The organism is Caballeronia sp. LZ032, assembly GCF_031451315.1.
GTDB lineage: Bacteria > Pseudomonadota > Gammaproteobacteria > Burkholderiales > Burkholderiaceae > Caballeronia.
The window spans coordinates 2575775-2597020 of sequence record NZ_JARUXP010000001.1 but is presented as its reverse complement, the minus strand read 5'-3'; the positions used below and the strand labels follow the sequence as shown (position 1 = coordinate 2597020).

Genomic DNA, 21246 nt, shown 5'->3' with positions numbered 1-21246 from the left:
ACCTAAAGACTCTCTAAGAGGTCCCCTAGAGGAAGGGTCTGATCTTCCGGCCGACTGCCCGAGCACGACGCAACTGCGTACCGTCGCCAGTTGGCTCCTCAACCAATTCCCTGTGGAGGCGATGATCGACTTGGTGCATGCCAAGGACTACACCGCCGCCCACGAACTCACCGGGGCGCAGGATGCCATCCAAGCCATCTTCGAACTGGCAGATCGTATCGACGATGACCAGCGGATCGCGGACGAGCAAGCTCAGGCAGCTTCGTGAGTTCCTCCACACCTGCTCCTACCCCCACCTTCCCGACTGGACCGAGGGCCATCTCCGCGACAGCACGATCTGTCTTCGCCGCACTGGCGGCAGCATCGATGTTGCGGTGTGGTTCTTCCCTCTGGGAGGCTCGGGGACGTCCCTGCATCTCTGCGCGTCTCCGGGCGTACGGGGCCGGTGGGTGTCTCCCCGCGCTCTACGCGTTCTCAGCGACGCGGCGCGATCGTCCGGCGCTGCTCGGGTGACCGTAACGGCCATCGACGCTGGACCTCACTCGGGTCTCCTGGCCCGCTTGGGGTTCACGGCGAACCCGCACGATTACACCTACAACCTGGACCTGTATGGGAAAGCCCAAAGTAGACAAGGCTCCTGACGCGCCACAGCCATCGGCACCGGCTGCACGTCTCGTGGACGCCCCTGAAGACTCCCCGGTCGAGACGGCGGCGCAGAAGACCAACCTGCGTCGTTACCTGACCGCCCCCGCGTCAAGCTCCACCCAGTCCGGTGTCGGCGTCCAGCTTTGAAGTTGGAAGACCGCTACCGGGAACTGGTTCCTGACCGGGACCCGTATTTCCGGCGAGCGCAAGCCTGCTCGGCTCTGACCGTGGCAAGCGTGTGCCCTCCTGACGGCCAATCGCCGTCACAAGTTTTGCCCCAGACGTATTCGTCCTTTGGTGCTCGCGGTGCGACCACGGTCGCCTCGAAGCTCATGATGGCGTTCATGCCTCCTGGGGACTCTGCGTTCAACCTCGAAGCCAGCACTGCGGTGCTGATGCAAGAGGGTGTGCTGTCGCCTCCCCCGGACATCATCAAGGGGCTGGCGCAGTGCGAGCAGCTTATCAACGCCAAGATCGAAGCACTGAACTGGCGCCGGCAGACGTACCTCTCCCTGCTCAACCTCGTGATCGCCGGTAACGTCGGCGAGTACATCGCCCCCGATGGTCGGCTGAAGCTGTACCCGCTGTCGCAGTTCGTCTGCGTGCGGGACTTCAACGGCAAGGTGGTCGAGGCGGTGACTGCAGAGAAGCTGAAGGTCCGCTCGCTCCCCGACGACCTCCGCGCCCGAACGCGGAAGAAGGAGAACGAGGACGTCACGCTCTACTCGCGGTTCGAGTTGGTCAGCGAGAAGGTCTACGCGATTCAGCAGGACCTCGACGACGTCACAGTGACCGCGTACCGGCAGCACAACGGCATCATGCCGTTCAACGCCATCGCGTGGGAACTGGTGTCGGGTGAGAACTACGGCCGATCGCATGTCGAACTGAACTACTCCGACCTGATGGCGCTGGAGAAGACGTCGCAGCAGATTCTCGAGTGTGGCGCTATCGCCGCTCGAAACCTGATCTTCGTCGCTCCGAATGCCGCAGGCGGGAACCTCCGCAAGCGCATCATGCAGGCCCGCAATGGCGATGTCATCGCCGCTCGCGGCGGTCAGCAGGGTGACGTCCAGGCGTTCCAGTTCAACAACCAAGCCGCGATCCAAGCACTCGCCGAAGAGAAAGCAACTCTCAAGCAGGACCTGTCGGTAGCGTTCCTCCTGACCAATGACCTGCGCCGCGACGCCGAGCGCGTGACGGCTTACGAACTCCAGATGCTGGTGTCGGAGATCGAGCAGGGCATGGGTGGTGTGTACTCGTACCTCGGCCCCGAGATGGTCGGCTGGCGTATGAGCAAGCTCATCGCGCAGATGCAGTCGAAGAAGGAACTCCCTGACATCGGCGATCACACGCAGATCACGGTGACGACCGGACTGGCTGCACTGGGCAAAGACGCGAAGCTGAAGAAGGTCCAGTCTTTCCTGGCGCTCCTCGCGAACACCCCGCAGGCTTACCAAGAGGAAGCCGCGATGTACGTGAAGTTCGACACCATTCTCACACCCGCCGCAGCCGCGCTGGGATTCCCCGAGTCCATCAAGACCTCGCAGGAAGTCCAGCAGGAACAGCAGCAGAAGCAGCAAGCGCAGATGCAGGCCGACATGGCCTCCCGCGCGGCTGGTCCTGTCGCTGGTGCTATGGCTCAACAGGCTAACCCCGCTCAATGACGACGGAAGCAACCACTCCTACGACCCCCACCACGCCAGTGACGCCCGAGGCTGCTCCGCTTATCCCGGACAGCCCCGAGTATCGCGCGGCGATGATCGCGAAGGCTGAAGGCCAGAGCGGCACCCCGACCCCGGTGGCGCCCACGGAGACGACTAAGACGGAAGGCGCGAAGCCTACGGAAGCTCCTGCGGACAAGCCGGACCCCAATGCCCCCGCCCCGAAGCTCACGGACGATTCCGCCGCCCCCAAGGACGGCGCGGACAAGCCCGCTGAGAAGACGGACGAAGGCAAGGACGTCCCGGCCTTCGACTTCGCGAAGGCATTCGAAGACGGCACGATCGTCGACGCGTTCAACGCCGAGAAGCCCGATGCTGCCCTGACCGGCGCACTGGCGAAGGCGCTGGGCGTCGGGGGCGAGCAGGTCGAGCAGATGCTGTCGCAGTTCCGCGCCGGCCAAGTCGCGCTCCAGACCCAGGCGACGCAGGGCCTGTACGAAGCGGCCGGCGGTCAGGCGCAATTCAACGAACTGATCCAGTGGGGCCAAGCGAACCTTACCCCGCAGCAGCGCGAGTATTACGACGGTCAACTCAATGGCCCTCACGCCAAGGACGCGATCGAACTGCTCGTCTCGAAGATGAACGCTGGGAAGGACCCGAGCCTCATCAACATCAACGGCCGGACCACGCCCACGATCAGTGGCTACCGTGACCAGTCGGAGATGGTCGCAGCAATGGCGGACCCCCGCTACAACTCGTCGCAAGCCTATCGCGATGAGGTCACCGCGCGGGTCGCTCGCTCCGCGTTCTAAGTAATACGTCCCGCGCCTCTGGCCCCGGCACCTGCCGGTAAGTCATGCGTGGGATTTCCCTTCCGCGTCGCCCGTTCGGGTAGCGCAAACTCCTCTCATACAAACACTACATGACGTTTTCCGCAAACCCGGGCAACCCGGTAGCGTTCGGTAACGGCCAGTCGAACCCGGCTGACGATCGCTCGCTGTTCCTGAAGATGTTCTCGGGCGAAGTGCTCACCTCGTTCACGGCTGCAACGCTGACGAAGGGCAAGATTCGCGAGAAGAACATCACGTCGGGCAAGTCGTACCAGTTCCCGCGTACCGGCACCTCGACCGCCGAGTACCTCGCGCGTGGTCAGGAGATGCTGGGCAACCCGTTCGCAACGGGCGAAGTGGAAGTGACGATCGATGCTCCGATGGTCGCTCACCACGCTCTGTGGGACTTCGACCAAGCGATGTCGCAGTTCGACGTACGCGGCCCGATGACGGCCGACATGGGTCAGGCTCTGGCCCGTATGTACGACCAGAACAACTTCCGCCAGATCGCCCTCGCTGCGCGTACGGCTGCTGTCGGCCCGTTCCCGGGCGGCGACAAGATCGCCAGCGCCGGCCTCGCGGCTGACGGCACCACGGGCCTGATCGATGGTCTGGCCTGGATGGACGCGATCCGCAAGGCGAAGCTCCTGAAGAAGCACAAGAACCTCCCGGCCTCGGCCCCGTGGTATCTCGTGGTGTCCCCGGAGACCTTCGACGCGATCAAGTACGCGAAGAACTCGGCCGGTCAGTTCGTCAACCTGAACTCGCTGATCTCGCTGGCAACGGCGGGCGTGGGCGCAGTGCCGACCGAAGCGATCCGCTTCGAAGGCGTGACGATCCTGGACTCGAACCTGCTGCCGAACGCGAACGACACGGCGAACACCGGCGTGTTCTCGAAGTACCGCGCGGACTTCTCGAAGACCCTCGGCCTCATGTGGCAACCCGACGCGGTCGCTGTGCTGACCCTGATGGGCATCTCGACGGAGACCTTCCGCGACGTTCGTCGTCAGGAAGACTTCATCGTGTCCAAGCAGGCTGTCGGTCACGGAACGCTCCGCGCTGAGTGCGCAGTCGAGTTCGCCTCGGCGTAATCCCTGTGGGGACTATCAGTTAATTCTGGTGGTCCCCATTTTTTTCGGCACTTTCCGTAATCACCTATGGGCGCTATCACACGACTGCAGGCCGTGAACCGCATGCTGTCCGGTTCCAGCGAGGCGATCGTCCTCGTCGAGCAATCGGGGCAGGGCGATTACGCAAACTGCTCCAGCATCCTTGACGCGGTGACCCTCGAGGTCTCCATCAAGGGCTACGAATTCAACACCCGGGTCACCCAGTGGTCCCCGGACGCCAACGGGAACATACTGATCCCGGGCAACGTCCTGCGAGTCCGGACCACCGATCCGAACTGCGGCATCTTCGAGGCAGACGGGCGGCTCTACGACAAGGTCAAGAACACCGACGTCTTCACGGTCCCCGTGGAGGTCGAGTACGTGACCCTGCCGACGTTCGAGAACCTACCGACCCCGATCCAGATCGAGGTCCGCGAGCGGGCCACCCGCCGGTACCAGAAGTCCTACGTCGGCTCCCAGCAGTCCGACCAGATGCTCCGCGAGGACGAGGCTGTGGCGCTTGGTGTCTCCGAGGCCGCGCAGTCCGAGTCGGAGAACTACAACATGCTCGACGACAACCCTGACATGCAGTGGCTGCGTCGCCGCACCTTCACCAACGGGACGCTCTAATCCCCTCTGACCAACTCGTGCAGGCCCGGGTCGGGTCCCTGCATGCGGGCGTGAGCCGTCAAGCTCCGCTCCTGCGATCCCCGTCCCAGATGGACGAGATCATCAACCTGCTGCCCTCCGTCGAGTATGGCGGTCTCGCTGACCGCGTCGGCGCCACGAGCCTCGGCTGCTGGGCGGCGGCGAACTTCAAGGGCGCGGACAACTTCATGTTCCGCACCACGGACGGCCAGCAGTGGGCGGTGCTCCCTGGTTCCGCCGCCGGTACGCTGCGCGTCTTGAACCTCGCGGCAGGTGTCGAGGTGACCGTCACCGCCGGCCCGTACGTCCAGCAGTACCTCGCTGTGGGTAACGGCGCCGGGCTGCGATTCCTCCAGATCGAGGACACGGTGCTCATCGTGAACCCGAGCGTCACCGTCCGGTTCAACGCCTCCACGGCGCCCGAGCCGAACACCCGCGCGTACCTCCAGATCAAGAAGCTGTCGAGCAACGACCAGACGTTCTACATCGGCGGCTCGATGGGATCGGCGTCGATCCTGTACGCCGGCTCGAGCCAGACCCGGACGCGCGAGTATGTCGCTGACCTGCTCATGCAGAAGATCGGGGCCAACATGCCCGGCATCGGCGTCTCGCGGATCGGTAACGTCCTGCGCATCGTCGGCACGGCGGATCAGATCGCGTCCTTGACGGCGAACAACGACTGGGACTCGACGGCCCTGGTGTTCACCAAGGGGCACGTGACGTCCCTGGACGACCTGCCGCCGGTCATGTTCTCCAACGAGCCGCTGCTCGTCGACCTGTCCGCCGGCAAGCGGGAGACGGCGTACTGGGTGACCTACGACGCCTCGTCGAACTCGTACAAGGAGACCTCGTGGCTGGACTATGGCGCCTCCTCGGGATCGCTCGACCAGAGCACAATGCCTGTACGCCTACACCAGACCGGCCCCTCGTCGTTCGAACTGCAGCCGGTCGACTGGACCGAGCGCAAAGTTGGGGACGGCTACAGCAACCCGCCGCCGCCGTTCGTCGATAACGTCCTGCGCGACCTCGCGCTGTGGAAGGGGCGCCTGTGGTTCCTCTCGACTGGCTGGCTTTGCGCCTCCCAGCCGGACGACTACTTCAACTGCTTCGCCGGGACGGCCCGGGAGGTCCTGGCCTCGGACCCGATCAAGCAGCAACTCGACGGTGACCTCGGGAAGGGCAACTATCTCGAGACGATGCGCGACGCGCTGATGATCTTCACGGACTTCGCCCAGTCGATGATCGACGGGTCGACTCCCCCGACTCCGCAGAACACCACGATCGGGGTGGCTACCCGCTACGTCACCGATGGCAACTGTGGACCCGTGGCGATCGGCGACGCGCTCTATTACACCGGCACGGAAGAGGGCAGGTCCGTCCTGTGGGAGTACCGCTTCTCCCAAAGCGGCGAGGCGAACCAAGCCGACGACCTGTCGATGCACGTCCCGCGCTACTGCCCGGGCAGCATCCGGACGATCTCCGGCTCGACGCAGAGCAACCGTCTCTTCCTGAACTCCTCGCTGGACCCGGGCACGCTCTACGTGTACTCGACGTTCCGGCAGGACGGTCAGCGCAAGCAGATGGCCTGGAGCAAGATCAGCTTCAACGGCGTGGGCAGCATTTGGCACCACTGGGTCGACAAGGGAAACCTCTACGTCATCGCCCAGCACACGGCCGGTGGTTACGTCCAAGTCTTCTGGCTCCCGCTCAACTCGAACCTCGGCGAGACGCGCAACGACGACCTCCGGATCGACTACAAGCGGCCGGTTGCCCTGTCCTGGAACGCTACGCTGCAGCGGTATGAGTTCGCCCTGCCGGTCGGCTTCGAGCAACTGCCGGACCTCCGCGTCCTGTACCCGAACGACGTCAACGGCTGGTGGACCTCCTACACCCCGGCGCTCGCGTGGACCGGCAACCAGTGGATCGGTTACTTCACCACGGGCACCGGGCCGTCCCTGAACGTCAACGTGTCGGCGGTGGTCGGCTCACGCCTCATCCGGACCATGCGCTTCTCCCCGTTCTACCCGAGCGCGGGCGACGCCGGCAATACGCCGATGGGTCGGCTCCAGCTTCACCGGCTGCACATCGACGCCCTCAAGGCCGGCGACTTCACGGCCACCGTGTCCCGCAAGGATCGCGGCGATGCCTCCTATCAACTATCCCCGATGGTCGTCGGGTCCGGCCTCGGGCCTCACACCGATGGCAACCAGACATACGGGTTCCCCATCAACTGCGAAGGCCCCAAGGCCACCGTGACCATCACGACCGACAGCACGTACCCCTTCGTCGTCACGGGATACACCCTGTCCGGCCGGTACATCAACACCCGAAACTGATGATCTTCCTTCCTGCCAAGCCCCATCACATCAAGACGCTGGCCGCAAACCTGCGCCCCGAAGACCGCGCCGAACTGGCGGCTGCGTACGGGCGTGACCACGACCTGTCGGTGCTGCTGATGGGCGGGCTGGATGGGGACCAGTGCGAGGTGATGCTCTCGGACGCCGGCCTCGTGCTCGGTGTCTGGGGCTACGGGCCGCTCTCCGAGACGGACCCGTCCTTCGGCTTCATCTGGATGCTGGCGACCCCAGCGCTCCAGCGTGAGGCCATCTCCTTCCTGCGTGCGTGCGAGCCGTCGATCGACAAGGCCCACGACCGTTACACGACTCTCGTCGCCACGCCGTGGCGCGGGAACCCCCTCCATATCAAGTGGCTCGAGTGGTGCGGCTTCGTGCTCACAAACGACACCGACGCCCAATTCCCGGTTTATACCCATGTGCGGACCTCTAGCGATTCCGGCGGCGATGTTCGTAGTGTCCGCTGCCGGGGCGGCGATGCAGTACTCGCAGTCGAACAAGGCGATCAAGGCGCAAGCTGAATCCGCCAACCAGAACCTCTCCCTCAAGTACGCGGCAGACGCGCTCAATCAGCAGGCCAATGAACGGCAGGCGATGGAGCAGCGCACCGACCTCGCCATGAATGCAGCGCGGAAGCTCGCGCAGGCACGCGTGGTCGCCGGTGCCGGCCGTGGCTCCCTCGCCTCGATGGCCCGGAACATCCAGGCCGGTACCGATCTCGATCTCTCGCGGATCGACGTCTCGCAGAACAACGCCAACACGGCGCTCCTGCAGAACCAAGCGGCGGCGCAGATCAGCACGGACAACACCCTCGACGGACTCTCGTCGCAGGCGTCGGCGGCTCAGGCCAACCTCGGCCTCTCCCTCACCAGCGCAGCGGTGTCTTCGGCAGGCGCGGCGTACGGGAACGTCCAGAAAGAACAACTCGCCAAGAAGTACTCGTACTTCGGCGGATACCAAGGCGGCGCATAAATGGCTCAAGACGAATTCACCGGGGCACCCTCGGTCTCGACGCAGTATCAGGAGGCACGGGCCGCTCAGGTGGACCCGTCCGCCAAGGTCGGGGGCATCAAGGCCCTCGGCGACGCATTCGGAAACTTCTTCAATAACACGCAGAAGTCACTGACCCAGCTTAACAGCGACGTCGAGACGGAGCGGGTGCAGTACATCAAGGACGAGAACAAGCGCATCTCCGAGCAAGGGAAGGCAGACGCCATCTCGGGCAAGGACCGCGACGTCCTGTGGTCCGACCGGGGCGCGTACAACGACGCCTACACGGACTCGCTGGCGACGCAGACCGCGTCCCAGATCGGGCTGAAGCTGCAGGACGCGGCGCTGAAGATGCCCCTGGACGGCTCCGCGAACTTCGAGGACGTCGCCAAGAAGGTCATCGACGATCAACTCGGCCAAGGCACGGGTGACGCTCAACTCGATTCGCTGATCCGGGTGAAGCTGTTCCCGACCGTCAAGAACATGCAAGGCTCCATGCAGGAGCAGGTGCATCAGACGGTCGAGAAGAACATGACCAACTCGATCAGTCAGTCGGCGGTGTCTGATCTGTATTCCCCGACCGGCTTCACGACGGACTCGTGGAACTCCGGGCGATCCAAGTTCCTCTCGGTGACTCACGGCGACACGGCGCAGGCCGACAAGCTGATGATCGCGTCGATGGCGCAGGGCGTCCAGAACTCCTACCAGGGCGCAGCGGTCCTCAAGGCCGCGAACGACTCCGGCTGGGCGGCGCAGAATCCCGAGGCGTACGCGGACCTGTCCGAGAAGGTCATGACGCGCATGTCGCACCCGCACTCCTTCGAGGCGCAGCAGGCCCTCACCGGCTGGCAGGCGGACAACATGGCGGCGTCGATGAATCCCATGACGCCCGCGTCCTACTGGGTCAACCAGATCGCGAAGTTCCACTCGCTGGACAGCCAGTACGGCCTGGGCATCCAGTATCTCGCCCCGGTCATGGAAGCCGCGAAGCAGGCGGCGAAGGTCAAGGCGAACGTCAACACGTTCTCCTGGGCCATCACCAACGGCGCCACGGCCGAGGCCACGGCTGCTCACTTCGGCGTGGGCAAGGACAAGATCATCGACCAGTCGATGCCGTCGTGGATCACCCAGCAGGCGGGCGATCACTTTCCCGAACTGGCGAACACCCTCAACGGATCAACGGGTGAACTCCGGCCGCTCCAGGACCCGAAGGCCGTCACCCAGTTCGCCCAGATGATCTCGAACCCGGCGGTGCGGGACGCTTCTGGCGCCGGCATGCCGGCCATGTACAAGACGCAGATGGGGCAGGCGCTGGCCGGGAACGACCCGGTGGCCGCTGGCCGTGCCTTCGACTTCTACGACCAACTGCGTGCGCAGGTCGGCGACGGTCAGATCGACCGCTACTTCTCCGACGACGAGGCCCGACTGCGCTACCGCGCGATGAAGCTCGTGGCCGGGAACTACCCGGACCGGACGTCGGCCGCGAAGTTCATGATGGAGAACCGGATCGACTCGAAGACTCTCGCGGACGCCTACGACAAGCGCGACGTCGGCGGGATCGCCAAGGTCCTGTACCCGTCGAAGAAGCCGGAGGAAATCCAGGCGATGTTCACGAAGGACCGCGACGGCATGCTGCTCAAGGCAGTGGGCCGGGACGGCTTCTTCAAGAACCCGCACGTCGCCATGACGGCCGATGACGAGAACGAGTTCAACGGCCTGTTCGTCAGCGCCGCTGCGCACCTCAAGTCTGTCGGCGTGGACGACCCGAAGCAGGCGCTGCAGATCGCGACCGACGTCTACGCCAAGACGCGCATCGCCCGGCCGGGGCCTGACGGCAACGTCATCCTCCAGCGCGACACGTTCAACGGCGCGGGCCGTGTGGTCGGTGCTCCTCTCAACTCGGACCCGAGCCACCCGTACTCCGTCACGAAGGGCTACGCGCCGATGTACGCGCCGGTCCCGATCAAGAACGCGTTCGGTGTGGTCGAGGACCCCCTGAAGCTCGCGCGGCAGTCGCTCGACGACATGCAGAAGCGGGCGCCGGGAGTTCTCGGTGACAGCGACGGCCTCTACCTCGGCGCCCCCGAGACGAGCACCGGCCTGTCCCCGGTCATGAAGACCGGCTCGCTGGCGCAGGTGCAGTTCGCGCCGGGCCAGGACGTCGCTGTGATGCGCGAGTTTAACCGCGTGGATCAGACCGTGCAGGACCCGTACTGGCGTGCGACGGCCGAGGCGGACGACAAGCTCCTTCGGTCGAAGACCCAGTCTCATCTCGTGACCACGAAGGTCCCCTCGGATACCAAGGATGCGGAGAAGTTCTTCCGCGACACCTTTGGCGACGGCGTGATCGTCCGACGCATGCCCTCGGGCGCGTGGGGCGTCTACAAGGGCTACACGATCGAAGGGACCACGGCGGCGGCTGAGAAGGCGCGGGCCGAGAAGGAGACGAAGTTCCAGAGTCAGGCCGGCATCCGGCAGGAGTGGAAGGAACTGACGACGGGCGTCGGCTATGAAGGCCAAGTCACCCCTGTGAATTAATGGACACCACACCTCAACCCCCGATCCTGAACGACCCGTGGACGGAGACCCCTGCCGCTGATGGCAAGCCTCCGATCCTCCGGGACCCTCGCCAGGAACTCGCAGTCCCCCCACGCAACACCGACCCCGAGCACGTCCTGTCCCAAGCGATCGACGACAACGTCAATCAGCAGGTCAGCGCGGGGTCCCTCTTCCTCAATCAGGTGAACCAGCAGCAGGGCGAACACGGCCCGCTCTGGAGTCTCCAATCCTTCTTGGATCACATGACGAACAACACACCTTCGGCTCCCCCGTTCCCGGGCGCACCGCAAGGCCCGTGGGTCTCGATGGCGAACGAAGCCATCGGCGGCACCGAAGGTCTGGCGGAACGCGCGTACTGGGGCGTCTACTCGAAGAACCGGAAGCCCGGCGACATCTACGTGAAGCCCGGGCAAGTCACGGCGGACACGAAGGACGAAGTGTCGGTCGGCTACGGCTACAACATCACCGGCAACGGCATCGAGAACTCCCGCAAGCTGTTCGCTCAGATCGGCATCGACTCTTCGCGCTTCGACAAGATTCTCAACGGCGAAGGCACGATCTCGCCCGACGAGGCGCTGCGTCTGCGCGAGGTGAAGATTCAGGAGATGAATGGCTACCTGAACAACCTCACCGGCAACGCGCCGCTGAAGGACAACCAGCGGGCCGCACTGGTCTCGATGGTCTACAACTTCGGCCCCGGCGGCTTCAAGAAGACCGGCATCCCCGACCTCATCAAGCAAGGCGCGAGTGACCAGACGGTCGCCAACGCAATCGCGAACGCATCCCCGAACCAGAAGGCGCTCCAAGGGCGTCGCAAGGCCGAGGCGATGCTGTACGCGGGCGTGAATGGCGCGGTCCAGCAGGTCGCCGGCACAACTACCAACTACCTCAAGTAAAGCAATGGAACCCACGTCGAACATCATCGGGCCGGAGCAGGACTACACCGACACCCTCGTCACCGGGCAGACGGCCCCCGTCAAGCCCACCGAGATTGACCCGGAGTACGTCCACCTCCACCAGTCCCATGCGCTCGACGTGGCCGCTGCTACGTGGCGTACGGAGACCGCGATCGGGCAGGCGCTCAACCTGACCGACGCCCTGTCCGGTGTCCAGACCCCCCAGCAGGACCCGTCGTACAACCCGTACACGGACGTCAACGAACACAAGGAGGAGTTCAAGGACCTGCTCCCGCTGATCGACAGCGGCGAGTTCAACCTGAACTCCCTCGACTCCCCGCAGCTTCTCCGCGCCTACGCGAAGGCTGCGCGGCAGAACATGAAGGATCGCGAGACCATCGCGAACGGTACGCTCGGCGGGCAGGTGCTCGGCATGGGCGCCTCGATGCTCGACGTGACCTCGCTAATCTCCCTGGGCGGGCTGGCGACGTCCGGCGTCAAGGCAGCGACTCTCGCTGGCCGGGCGCTCACTGGCGCCGCCATGGTCGGCATCGACTCGGCCGTGCAGGAAGGCGTGCTCCAGTCGCTCGACCCCGTGCGCCCCAAGGAGGACGCCTACTACAACATCGGGACCGGCGTGGCGCTCGGCGCTGCCCTCGGGCCGATGATGAAGTTCATGCATCCGGACAACCCCCTGCACGGCGCGGACAATCCGTTCGCCCGCGAGAACGTCCAGAAGGGCGTCCTGGTGGAGAACCGGACTGGTCAGCTTCCGGAGGAAGGGCACCAGATCACCAACGACCCCAACCAGCCACACACCGGCGGCTTCGGGGCTGACTCGATCGGCGCTGCTGCCGTCTCCCGCGACACGCTGGGAAGCATCGCGGCCGACGAGGCTGACGCGACGATGTTCGCCGTGGGCAAGTCGCGGCTGGCGAAGGCCGTCGACTGGGCGCTCGCGACCCGCTGGACTCCGCTGGGCCGTCTCAACGGCTACACGAACTCCACGGTGCGGGACTCCCTCCTCAAGATTTACGACCACGGCGGTCTCCTCACCGGCGCCAACTTGAAGGGCGAAGGCGGCGGGATCGACGCGGAGACGCGCAAGGTCATCTTCGACCAGCGCATGGTCTCCGTGCTCCACGCGATGGAGAACTCCCGCGTCGCCGCGAACAGGGAACTGGGCCAGTCCGGCGCAGGGATCGCAGCGAAGTCGATGCTGTCCTCGGTCACCCAGGGCGCAGTCGACAAGAACATGGTGCAGTCCGAGGTTTTCAACCGGGCCGCTATGGACTTCGCTGTAGGTCACGATGTCGGCTCCAGCCTCGAGGACATCCGCGCGGGCGCGATGAAGCGCCTGACGGACTCGGGTCTGACGAATGAGCAGGCCGCGAAGGTCCTGCCTCACATCGAGACGGCTGGGAACAGCGCCATGGACGGCATGACCGACCTGATGAAGCGTGCGGTCGATCGGGGTCTCGTGGACCCGGAGGCCATCACCAAGGGCCGGAACTACGTGCCACAGCTTTGGGACCGCGCTGCGATCGACGCGAATCCCGAGGACGTCAAGGCGATGCTCATGGAAGTCTCGCGTGGTGCGCCGGACGAGCAGTGGCTCAAGGACAACGGCTTCATCGACGCCGGCCGTCCCCTCGCCGAGGGCGAAGAGGTACTACCCAAGTCGTGGGAGGAACTCAAGGCGTCGGGAGACGCCACGAAGGCAGCAGAGGCTCAGCGGCTCTGGGGCGGCGATGTCGACGAGGAAGCACGCTCGGCTGCTGATGCCCGCGTCCGCGCGGCGCAGAAGGCGCAGCTTCAGGCGCAGGAGAACATGGCCGACATCCTGAAGGAATTCAAGGGTGCCGACCGGGACTGGCGCAAGGCCAAGCTGTCGGAGATGAAGGTCGCCGGCCGGCTGCAGGAGCGCGGTGCGTACACCCGGCTCATTGCCTCGGCGTCCTATCGCGCCGACAAGGCGCAGGCGCGGATCGACGAAGTCCTCAAACGCACGGGCGGGGTGGACCCTGACCAGTGGCATGCGGAACTCGGACAGATTCTGCAGGACAACGGTATCGCCGTTGACCAGCTTCTCGCTGACCGCAACGCGGCCCACAAGGCGGCGTCTGACGGCGAGGCGCTCACTGCGGCTCTCCGGGGCCAGCGGGACGCACACAACGAGAAGCTCGGCGCCATCAAGGCCGAGCGCAAGGACGTCCTCGCAGAACGCGCGGACATGCGCGAGAACCTCGGCGGCAACGAACTGGCCCGTGCCCTCACGCCGAACAACCAGGAACGCGCCGCCCTCAACGCGGATCGCCGGGCCACCCAGGCCGAGCGTCAGCAGACCCTGAACGACCTGAAGGAAGCCATCGCCGAGAAGCAAGCGGCGCAGGAAGACCTGAAGGCAGCGAACGCAGCGATGCGCCGCGCCAGTCAGGAGCAGCGTGAGACCCGCTCGTGGTTCGACGCGGTGGGCAAGGAAGTCGAGGAGATGAAGAAGAACGAGGGCGAGGCACTACTGGCCCCCGGACTGAAGCAGGCGTCCGAAGATACCCTCGCCAAGCTTGACGCCCTGAAGGCCGAGTTCGAGAAGGCAACCGCCGCTCGCCGGGCCGCACGGGAAGCCCGGGCATCCTCGGGACTCGACAAGCTCGAAGCGGAGCGCACGACCAACCTGACGGCCCGGGAACTTCGCAAGGCGGTCTACGCCCAGCGCAAGCTCGACGGCGCCCCGGCGGTGGAGAAGTGGGTCGACGACTTCGTGAATTCCTATCGGAGTCTCGACCGGTCGCCGCGCGGCTTCGCGTTCGACGAGATGCCGGACTCCGGCCGGATCAAGGAGCGTCGCTTCAACTTCACGGCCGAGCAGCGACAAGCCTTCATGGACAAGGGCTACCTCCGGAACAACCTCGCGGACGCGTTCAGCATGTATCACCAGGACATCGGTGGCCGGCTGGCGCTGCACGAGGCCCTCGGTGGCCGCAAAGTGGATCAGATCATGAAGGACGCCGCGCAGGACTACAGCGAGCGCATGGGCCGCGCCGGCTCCGACAAGGAACGGGCACAGCTTCAGAAGGAGTGGGAGGTGGCTCAGAAGGACCTGCAGGCTGCTCACGATCGAGTGCTCGGCCGGTACGATCCCAAGGACCACAACTCGCTCGTCTGGACCGCTGACCAGCTTCGCATGCTGGGCGTCAACCGGTTCATGGGCGGCTTCGTGTTCGCTGCGATCGGCGACATCGCCACGGCTGCGCTGCAGTCACCGAGTTCCCCGCTGAAGATTCTCACGGCGAAGGGCGCCCGGGACTACGCGTACATCGTCAAGCAGGCGGCGAAGGGCGACGAGGGCTTCCGGGAACTCGAGCGGGTCATGGGTTCCTTCGAGGCCGGGCTGTTCATGCAACTGTCCGATCGTCAGATGGGACGCGGGACCGCTGCTGACTACATAGGCATCGGCACCGGCCGCACGAAGCAGATAACCGGCGCCATCGAGAAGGGCCTGGAGACCACCGCGACCCTCGGTTCCAAGCTGACGGGCCTGAAGGCGGTCTCGGACAACTACCGGCGCACTGTGGCGCTCGTCGAACTGGCGAACATCCGCGAGTGGGTCGGCAAGTGGGACACCCTCGGCGCGTCCAAGCAGGCGCGGCTGGCCGCTGTCGGGATAGGCGAGCGGGAAGCCAAGGCGCTCAACGGTCTCTTCACGAAGTACGGCGAGGAGCAGAACCGTGGCCTGTTCTCCCCGAACATGCACAAGTGGCTCGGCGACCGTAACGGCGAGGAGATGAAGGACGTCCTCGAGGCGGCGCTCATCAAGTCGCAGAAGCGTGCGTCCTACGCCAGCGGTCTCGGCTCGCAGCCTCTGCTGATGGACAAATGGTACGGGAAGATGTTCCTGCAGTTCCAGAACATGGCCTTCCAGTTCACCGACCGGTTCCTCCGCGCGGGCCTGCAGCATGGCTTCGTGACGGGCGATCACATGCGGTTCGCGCATGCGCTCGGCTGGTCGATGGCGGCGGGCGCCCTGATGTCCGTCCTCGCTGAGTTCCGCAAGCCGAACGGCGACGTCACGAAGATGTTGGATAACCCTGCCTCGCTCGCCTACAACGTCGTGCAGCGCAGCGGCATCCTCGGGTTCTCGAACCCGTACATCGACGCCACCGAGAAGCTCCTCGACCCCACGCTGAAGGCATCGTTCAACACCTCCCTCCAAGGAGGCGCAACGAAGTACTCCGCCAACTCGTGGGCCGCTGGGTTCCTCGGCCCGTGGTACTCGACCTTCGACACCATCCAGCAGTCCGGTGCCGACTCCGCGAACGGGAAGTTCTCCGACGCGGCGGCGAAGGCGGCTCGGCTCATCCCCTTCAATCAGCAAACGCAATTCGTTAAACACCTCGTCGCCATGAACGGCGAATAAGGAAACGTGCTCACAACCTACACCACGGACGGTTCGCAAACCGTCTTCACGTTCGATTGGCCGTACCTCGATCGAACGCACGTCTTTGTGACGGTAAATGAAGCGCCCCGTCCGTTCGTGTGGGTCGATGACTACACTCTGAAGATCACCACGACGTTCGGGGACCCCTTCGAGTCGGGCCTGACGCTCAAGATTTTCCGGGCGACTCCCGACGTCGTGTCCTTCGCGGAGTTCAAGGACAACTCGAACCTGACAGCCGATGACCTCAACCGGGCGCGGCTTCAGGTTCTCTTTCTCATTCAGGAGCGCAGCGGCGGGATCGCGGGGTACGTGGGGCAGGCAATCCAGTCTGTCACCAACGACCTCCAGTCGATCTCCGGTGCGCTCGGGGACCTCCAGTACATTCGCGGGGTTCTCGAAGCCGGTCTCCAGACGCTCGACGATCTGCAGGCCAGCATCACGCGCATCGACAACGGCGCGAAGTCTCTGCAGGATCAGATCGACGCAGAGATCAAGGAGCGGGTCGACGCGGGGGCGATCCTCACGACCCAGGTGAACACCCTGTCGTCCACGGTCGACAACCGCATCACCTCGTTCTCTTCGCAGGTCCAGCTTCTCCAGTCGTCCAACGACATCCTCGCGAACAAGCAGGACGTCCTCGAGGCCAAGTTCGACAACCTCGACCTGACGCCACTCGATCCGACTGACGACCGCGACGACGCCCTGATCGCTGCGTCCATCATCTCGACGGCTGTGACCGGCGTGAAGCTGGACCTCGCCCAGAAGCAGCAGATCGAGGCGTACGCGCACGACATCACGACCCTCGAGGCGACGATCGACCAGAACTGGATCGACGCCCAGGCGCTGGTGCAGACCGAGCGCGAAGCACGAGTCGAAGCTGACACGAATGTCGCCGGCCAGATCAGCGCGATCACGGAGCAGATCACCACGCTCCAGTCGACGGTGGACGACAACATCGCCCAGGTCGTGCAGACCATGCAGACTCAGGTGGACACCGTCAACGGCAAGGTGACCAACCTCAACGCCCAGTACGTCCTGAAGGTCCAGGTCCAGCGCACGGACGGCCGGCCGGTGGTGGCAGGCATTGGTCTCGCTGCGACATCCAATGGCGACGTCACGAACTCCGAGATCATCCTCACGGCCAACCGGCTGCTGTTCGTCGACCCGGCGGCGCCGGACGGCGTCGTCAAGCCGATCTTCGAGTCGGGTCTTGTGGACGGCCAGAACACCTTCGTGATCCCCGCGAACGTCCTGGGCGACAAGACCTACCCAGGGCGTCTCCTGGTGGACGGCGCGATCGACACGCGGACGCTCGCAGCGAACGCGGTGACGGCCGACAAGATCGTGGCTGGTGCAATCTCGACCGACAAGCTCCAGGTCGGCCTAGGCGTCAACCTGCTGCAGTTCTCGGAGATGTTCGAGGGCGGCGGGGACCTCGGCGGCGCACGGGGCTGGCACTACAGTTCCTCGCCGAACCGGGACATCAACGTCGGCTTCTCGGCAGCGCAGGCCCGCACCGCGTTCCCTACGTACAACGTGGTGGGTGGCAACACGTCCTACATGCTGTCCACGTGGACGAACGGCGTCACGGACCTCTCTGGATACGAGTTCGTCTACTCGGACCCTGTCCCTGTCGTGGGCGGTAGCTGGTACGAGTGCTCCACGTACTTCCAGAATGCGCGGTGTGAGGCGGACATCGGCATCATGTGGCTGGACGGTAACGGCGCACAGTTCGCCTCGAGTGGCTTCAAGGGTACGGCCGGCTTCTCGTCGGCATACTCGGCCAACAGCCAAGGGGCAGGCTTCGCCTTGTCCCAGTACGGCCGGATCGGCGGAAGGGCGCAGGCTCCAGGTACGGCGGTCAGTGCCCGCTTGGCGATCCGCAAGGGTTTCCACGCGGCGGCTGACGGCAGCAGCTACCTGTTCTGGGTCAAGCCCATGCTGGCCCAGACCTTCTCGAACACGTCCGTGCTGTCGCCGTACAGCCCGGGCGGTCTCGGGACAACCATCACGCCGTACGGTATCTCCACGCCGTCGCTGTCGGCCCTGTCGGCCACGATCGGGCTACTGCGTACTTCCGCCAGTGGTCAGCGCCTGGAGATCGACTCGAACCAGATTCGGGTCTACGACGCCAACAACGTCCAGCGCGTCCTGTTCGGGGTCTGGTGATGCCAGCAGGACTTCTTGTGTGGGACGAGGCCGGCCGGCTCGTGGTCGACACGACCACCTTCCTTGGGCGCTATCTGGGGCAGGCAGTCATCGGGAACGGCACGGGGTCCATCGTGAACGACCAGTTCACGCAGGGGATTCCCTGGGCCATCCCGGTGATGGACAACGCGTCCCCGATCGACCCGAACGCCTCGAGCACCTTCGGCTTCGTCGACATCTACTCGTGGATGACCACGCCCTCCTGGTACTTCTCGGACAACCAACTGGTCTGGACGCGGGACCTCTCGAAGACACCCACGAACTGGCAGTCGCCCACCTGCACCTTGATCTACGGAGTGAACTGATGCCGGCTGGGCTTCAAATCAGAAACGACAGCAACGTCCTGCAGGTCGACGGAGTGAACCAGCACATGGTCTTGCTCCGCGCCGGCGTCATGACGACTGGGCACCTCGCGTCTGGGCGTACCGACATCGCCTCAAGCATGGCTACGGTCGCGCAGAACAACGGCGAGATTCTCGCGATTCAAGCGGGAGGCGCCGGATTCTCCATCGCCGGCCGGTACGGCGGGGTGACCACGGTGTACTTCCAGGGGATCGGTGAGGGAACGCTGATCGCCTACTGGGTCTTCGGACCCTACACGCCGTCCGGTGTCAACTACGGGATGCTGATCCGGGACGTGAACAACGTGCCCATCTGGGACACCGGCCGGCCCCCTATGCGCGTCGTGCAGACGGTCTCGGGCCTCGGCACATTCACGGTCGGGGTGGCGGGAAAGACCTACGCCCTGGCGGCGGTCACGCAGTACGGGAAGCTGGAACGCAGCGGCGCCGGTCTCCCCGGTCAGCCGGGCAACCAGAATCTGCTCCAGACGTTCACCACGGGGTACGGGGCGATCAGCGGACAGACCGTGACGATCCAGAACAGCTTGACGATCGGCGGTGTCTACGGACCCGTCAGCAGCAGCCAGATACCGGCGGGCTGGGGCGGCGTCTGGGACAACCAGCAACAGAACACATACACGGTCCTCGACGTGACCAACTACTAGGAACTCAATGGCATGGTATGCAACGGGGACCGTCGCGGTGACGAATGGAAGCAACGTCGTCATCGGGACCGGTACTCAGTTCATCACGAACATCAAGTCGGGCGACATCTTCATCGCGCTGGATAACGGGCTTCTGTACGAGGTCGACCAGATTGTCTCCGCGACTCAGCTGACCCTCAAGCGCGAATACGCAGGCGTGACGAACGCCTCCGCCGTGTACGAGATCGTCCCGACGACGTCCAACCTGAAGACGCTCGCGCAACAGGTGACGGACCTCATCGCGATCTATCAGGAAATCCCCCAGAGCGCTACGGACGCGCAAGCAGCGGCAGCAGCGGCTCAGGGATACCGCGACACCGCGAAGACGTATCAGGACAACGCGGCGGCTTCCGCCTCGACAGCCTCGGGAGCCGCTACGACGGCGCAGGGCTACCGGGACACCACCAAGACGTATCAGGACAACGCGTCGGCGTCCGCTTCTGCGGCAGCGACCTCGAAGACTGGGGCCGACACGGCGAAGTCCGGAGCGGACTCCTCGAAGACCGCTGCTGCGGCCTCGGCCACCTTAGCCGGCAATTGGGCGGCACAGGCGTCCGGTACCGTCGACGGTACCAACTACTCGGCGAAGTATTACGCCCTTCAGGCCCAGCAGTATGCGGCATCGATTACGCTGCCCATCCCGATCACGTCGGGTGGTACGGGGGCGACCTCGGCAGCAGCCGCACTCGCGAATCTTGGTGCTGCTCCCCTGGGAGGCGCCACCTTTACCGGGGCCAGTGGTCTGAACTACGCGAGTGCGTCGTGGGCGATCAGCGACAGCAGCGGAACAGGACAGGCGAAGGTGCTGCTCCGCTCGGGCGGTACGTCAGTGTGGGGACTGAATAGCATCTCGACTAGCGGGTTATTCCGCCTGGACCGCTACGTGAGCGGCACATTTGCGGACAGCCCGTTGACTGTCGCCAACGCCACCGGGGTCGTCACGCTTTCGCAGCGGCCTGTCTTCGGCACGGCGACTCCCTGGGACTCCGCGAACCTCCCATCGGTCGCCGGGCGTCTCCTGAACATCCAGGTCTTCACCTCAAGCGGGACGTACACCCCGACCGCTGGGACCACCAAGGTCATCGTGAAGGCGGTAGGCGGGGGCGGCGCAGGCGGCTCGACCGCAGCGACCGGCGCAGGGCAGTCCGCAGTTGGCGCGGGCGGAAGCTCGGCCGGCTACGCGGAAGTTCTGCTGACCGCTGGATTCAGCGGCGTGGCCGTCACTGTGGGCGCTGGCGGTACCTCGGCCGCAGCCGGCGCGAATACGGGGAACGCTGGGGGCACGACCAGCTTCGGGACCATCATCTCCTGTCCGGGAGGCAGCGGCGGCGCCGGGGGTAACCCATCGGCATCTGCTGCCGTCAACCCGAGCGCCGGTGTCGTCGCGCCCACCATCTCGAGCGGGACGGTCATCAACGCGCTCGCCGGACAGCCCGCGCCGAACGCACTGGTCCTCGTCGCTGGCGCGGTCGCGATCAGTGGGTACGGCGGTAGCGGCCCTCTTGGCATCGGCGGTCAAGGTCGGCAGACGACGGGCGCAGGCATCGTCGGGACCGGCTACGGAGTCGGCGGCGCTGGCGCAACTACCTCCGCGTCCGGCGCTGCGCAGGTCGGCGGCGCTGGCCGTCAGGGTGTCCTCATTGTCTACGAGTTTGCTTGATGAATCGCTACGCAGTTGTATCGGATGGTGTCGTCACCAACGTCGTTCTCTGGGACGGCACCTCCGAATGGGAGACGTCCTCGGACGCCGTCCTGCTTCCCCCAGACTCCCCTGTCTCCGAGGGGTACTCCTACACCGCCGGTGAGTTCACCGCGCCCCTCAATCCGCCGCCCCGTCCGGACGGCTTCATCTAATCCCTGGAA

The 21246-nt window shown here is 64.8% G+C and carries 16 protein-coding genes; all 16 read left to right on the top strand.

Going from position 1 to position 21246, the window contains the following annotated elements:
• Positions 1-121: 121 nt before the first annotated feature.
• The 16 genes from QCE69_RS12160 to QCE69_RS12085 all read left to right on the top strand — a co-directional run bounded on the left by QCE69_RS12160 (position 122) and on the right by QCE69_RS12085 (position 21237).
• Entirely contained in the window at positions 122-268 is a 147-nt protein-coding gene (locus QCE69_RS12160) for a hypothetical protein (RefSeq protein WP_309930928.1), read from the top strand.
• 520 nt (positions 269-788) lie between these two features.
• Positions 789-2309: a portal protein gene (locus tag QCE69_RS12155; RefSeq protein ID WP_309930926.1), complete on the top strand. Its 1521-nt coding sequence runs from the start codon at positions 789-791 to the stop codon at positions 2307-2309.
• Positions 2306-3118 (top strand): capsid assembly protein, encoded by an 813-nt coding sequence (locus QCE69_RS12150; protein ID WP_309930923.1) that lies wholly within the window; start codon positions 2306-2308, stop codon positions 3116-3118. The genes QCE69_RS12155 and QCE69_RS12150 overlap by 4 nt, the downstream gene beginning before the upstream one ends.
• A 110-nt stretch (positions 3119-3228) precedes the next feature.
• Positions 3229-4227: a hypothetical protein gene (locus QCE69_RS12145; RefSeq protein ID WP_309930921.1), complete on the top strand. Its 999-nt coding sequence runs from the start codon at positions 3229-3231 to the stop codon at positions 4225-4227.
• 93 nt (positions 4228-4320) lie between these two features.
• The gene (locus QCE69_RS12140) at positions 4321-4875 is read left to right on the top strand and encodes a hypothetical protein (protein WP_309930920.1); all 555 of its coding nucleotides are present in this window, start codon (positions 4321-4323) and stop codon (positions 4873-4875) included.
• 89 nt (positions 4876-4964) lie between these two features.
• Entirely contained in the window at positions 4965-7229 is a 2265-nt protein-coding gene (locus QCE69_RS12135) for a hypothetical protein (protein ID WP_309930918.1), read from the top strand.
• Positions 7229-7768 (top strand): hypothetical protein, encoded by a 540-nt coding sequence (locus tag QCE69_RS12130; protein WP_309930915.1) that lies wholly within the window; start codon positions 7229-7231, stop codon positions 7766-7768. The genes QCE69_RS12135 and QCE69_RS12130 overlap by 1 nt, the downstream gene beginning before the upstream one ends.
• Positions 7725-8219, top strand: a complete 495-nt coding sequence (locus QCE69_RS12125; protein ID WP_309930913.1) for a hypothetical protein — start codon at positions 7725-7727, stop codon at positions 8217-8219. Before QCE69_RS12130 ends, QCE69_RS12125 begins: the two co-directional genes overlap by 44 nt.
• A complete protein-coding gene (locus tag QCE69_RS12120) occupies positions 8220-10775 on the top strand; it encodes a hypothetical protein (RefSeq protein ID WP_309930911.1) in 2556 nt (851 codons plus the stop codon).
• Positions 10775-11692 (top strand): glycoside hydrolase family protein, encoded by a 918-nt coding sequence (locus tag QCE69_RS12115; RefSeq protein ID WP_309930908.1) that lies wholly within the window; start codon positions 10775-10777, stop codon positions 11690-11692. The genes QCE69_RS12120 and QCE69_RS12115 overlap by 1 nt, the downstream gene beginning before the upstream one ends.
• Before the next feature lie 4 nt (positions 11693-11696).
• Complete coding sequence (locus QCE69_RS12110) at positions 11697-16109, top strand: hypothetical protein (protein WP_309930905.1); 4413 nt, start codon at positions 11697-11699, stop codon at positions 16107-16109.
• Positions 16110-16115: 6 nt separating this feature from the next.
• Positions 16116-18299, top strand: coding sequence for a phage tail fiber protein (locus tag QCE69_RS12105; RefSeq protein WP_309930903.1), 2184 nt, complete (start codon positions 16116-16118; stop codon positions 18297-18299).
• Positions 18299-18643, top strand: coding sequence for a hypothetical protein (locus QCE69_RS12100; RefSeq protein ID WP_309930902.1), 345 nt, complete (start codon positions 18299-18301; stop codon positions 18641-18643). Before QCE69_RS12105 ends, QCE69_RS12100 begins: the two co-directional genes overlap by 1 nt.
• Positions 18643-19344, top strand: coding sequence for a hypothetical protein (locus QCE69_RS12095; protein WP_309930900.1), 702 nt, complete (start codon positions 18643-18645; stop codon positions 19342-19344). Before QCE69_RS12100 ends, QCE69_RS12095 begins: the two co-directional genes overlap by 1 nt.
• A gap of 7 nt (positions 19345-19351) precedes the next feature.
• Positions 19352-21043: a hypothetical protein gene (locus tag QCE69_RS12090; RefSeq protein WP_309930898.1), complete on the top strand. Its 1692-nt coding sequence runs from the start codon at positions 19352-19354 to the stop codon at positions 21041-21043.
• Positions 21043-21237, top strand: a complete 195-nt coding sequence (locus tag QCE69_RS12085; RefSeq protein ID WP_309912966.1) for a hypothetical protein — start codon at positions 21043-21045, stop codon at positions 21235-21237. The genes QCE69_RS12090 and QCE69_RS12085 overlap by 1 nt, the downstream gene beginning before the upstream one ends.
• The last annotated feature ends 9 nt before the right edge of the window (positions 21238-21246 follow it).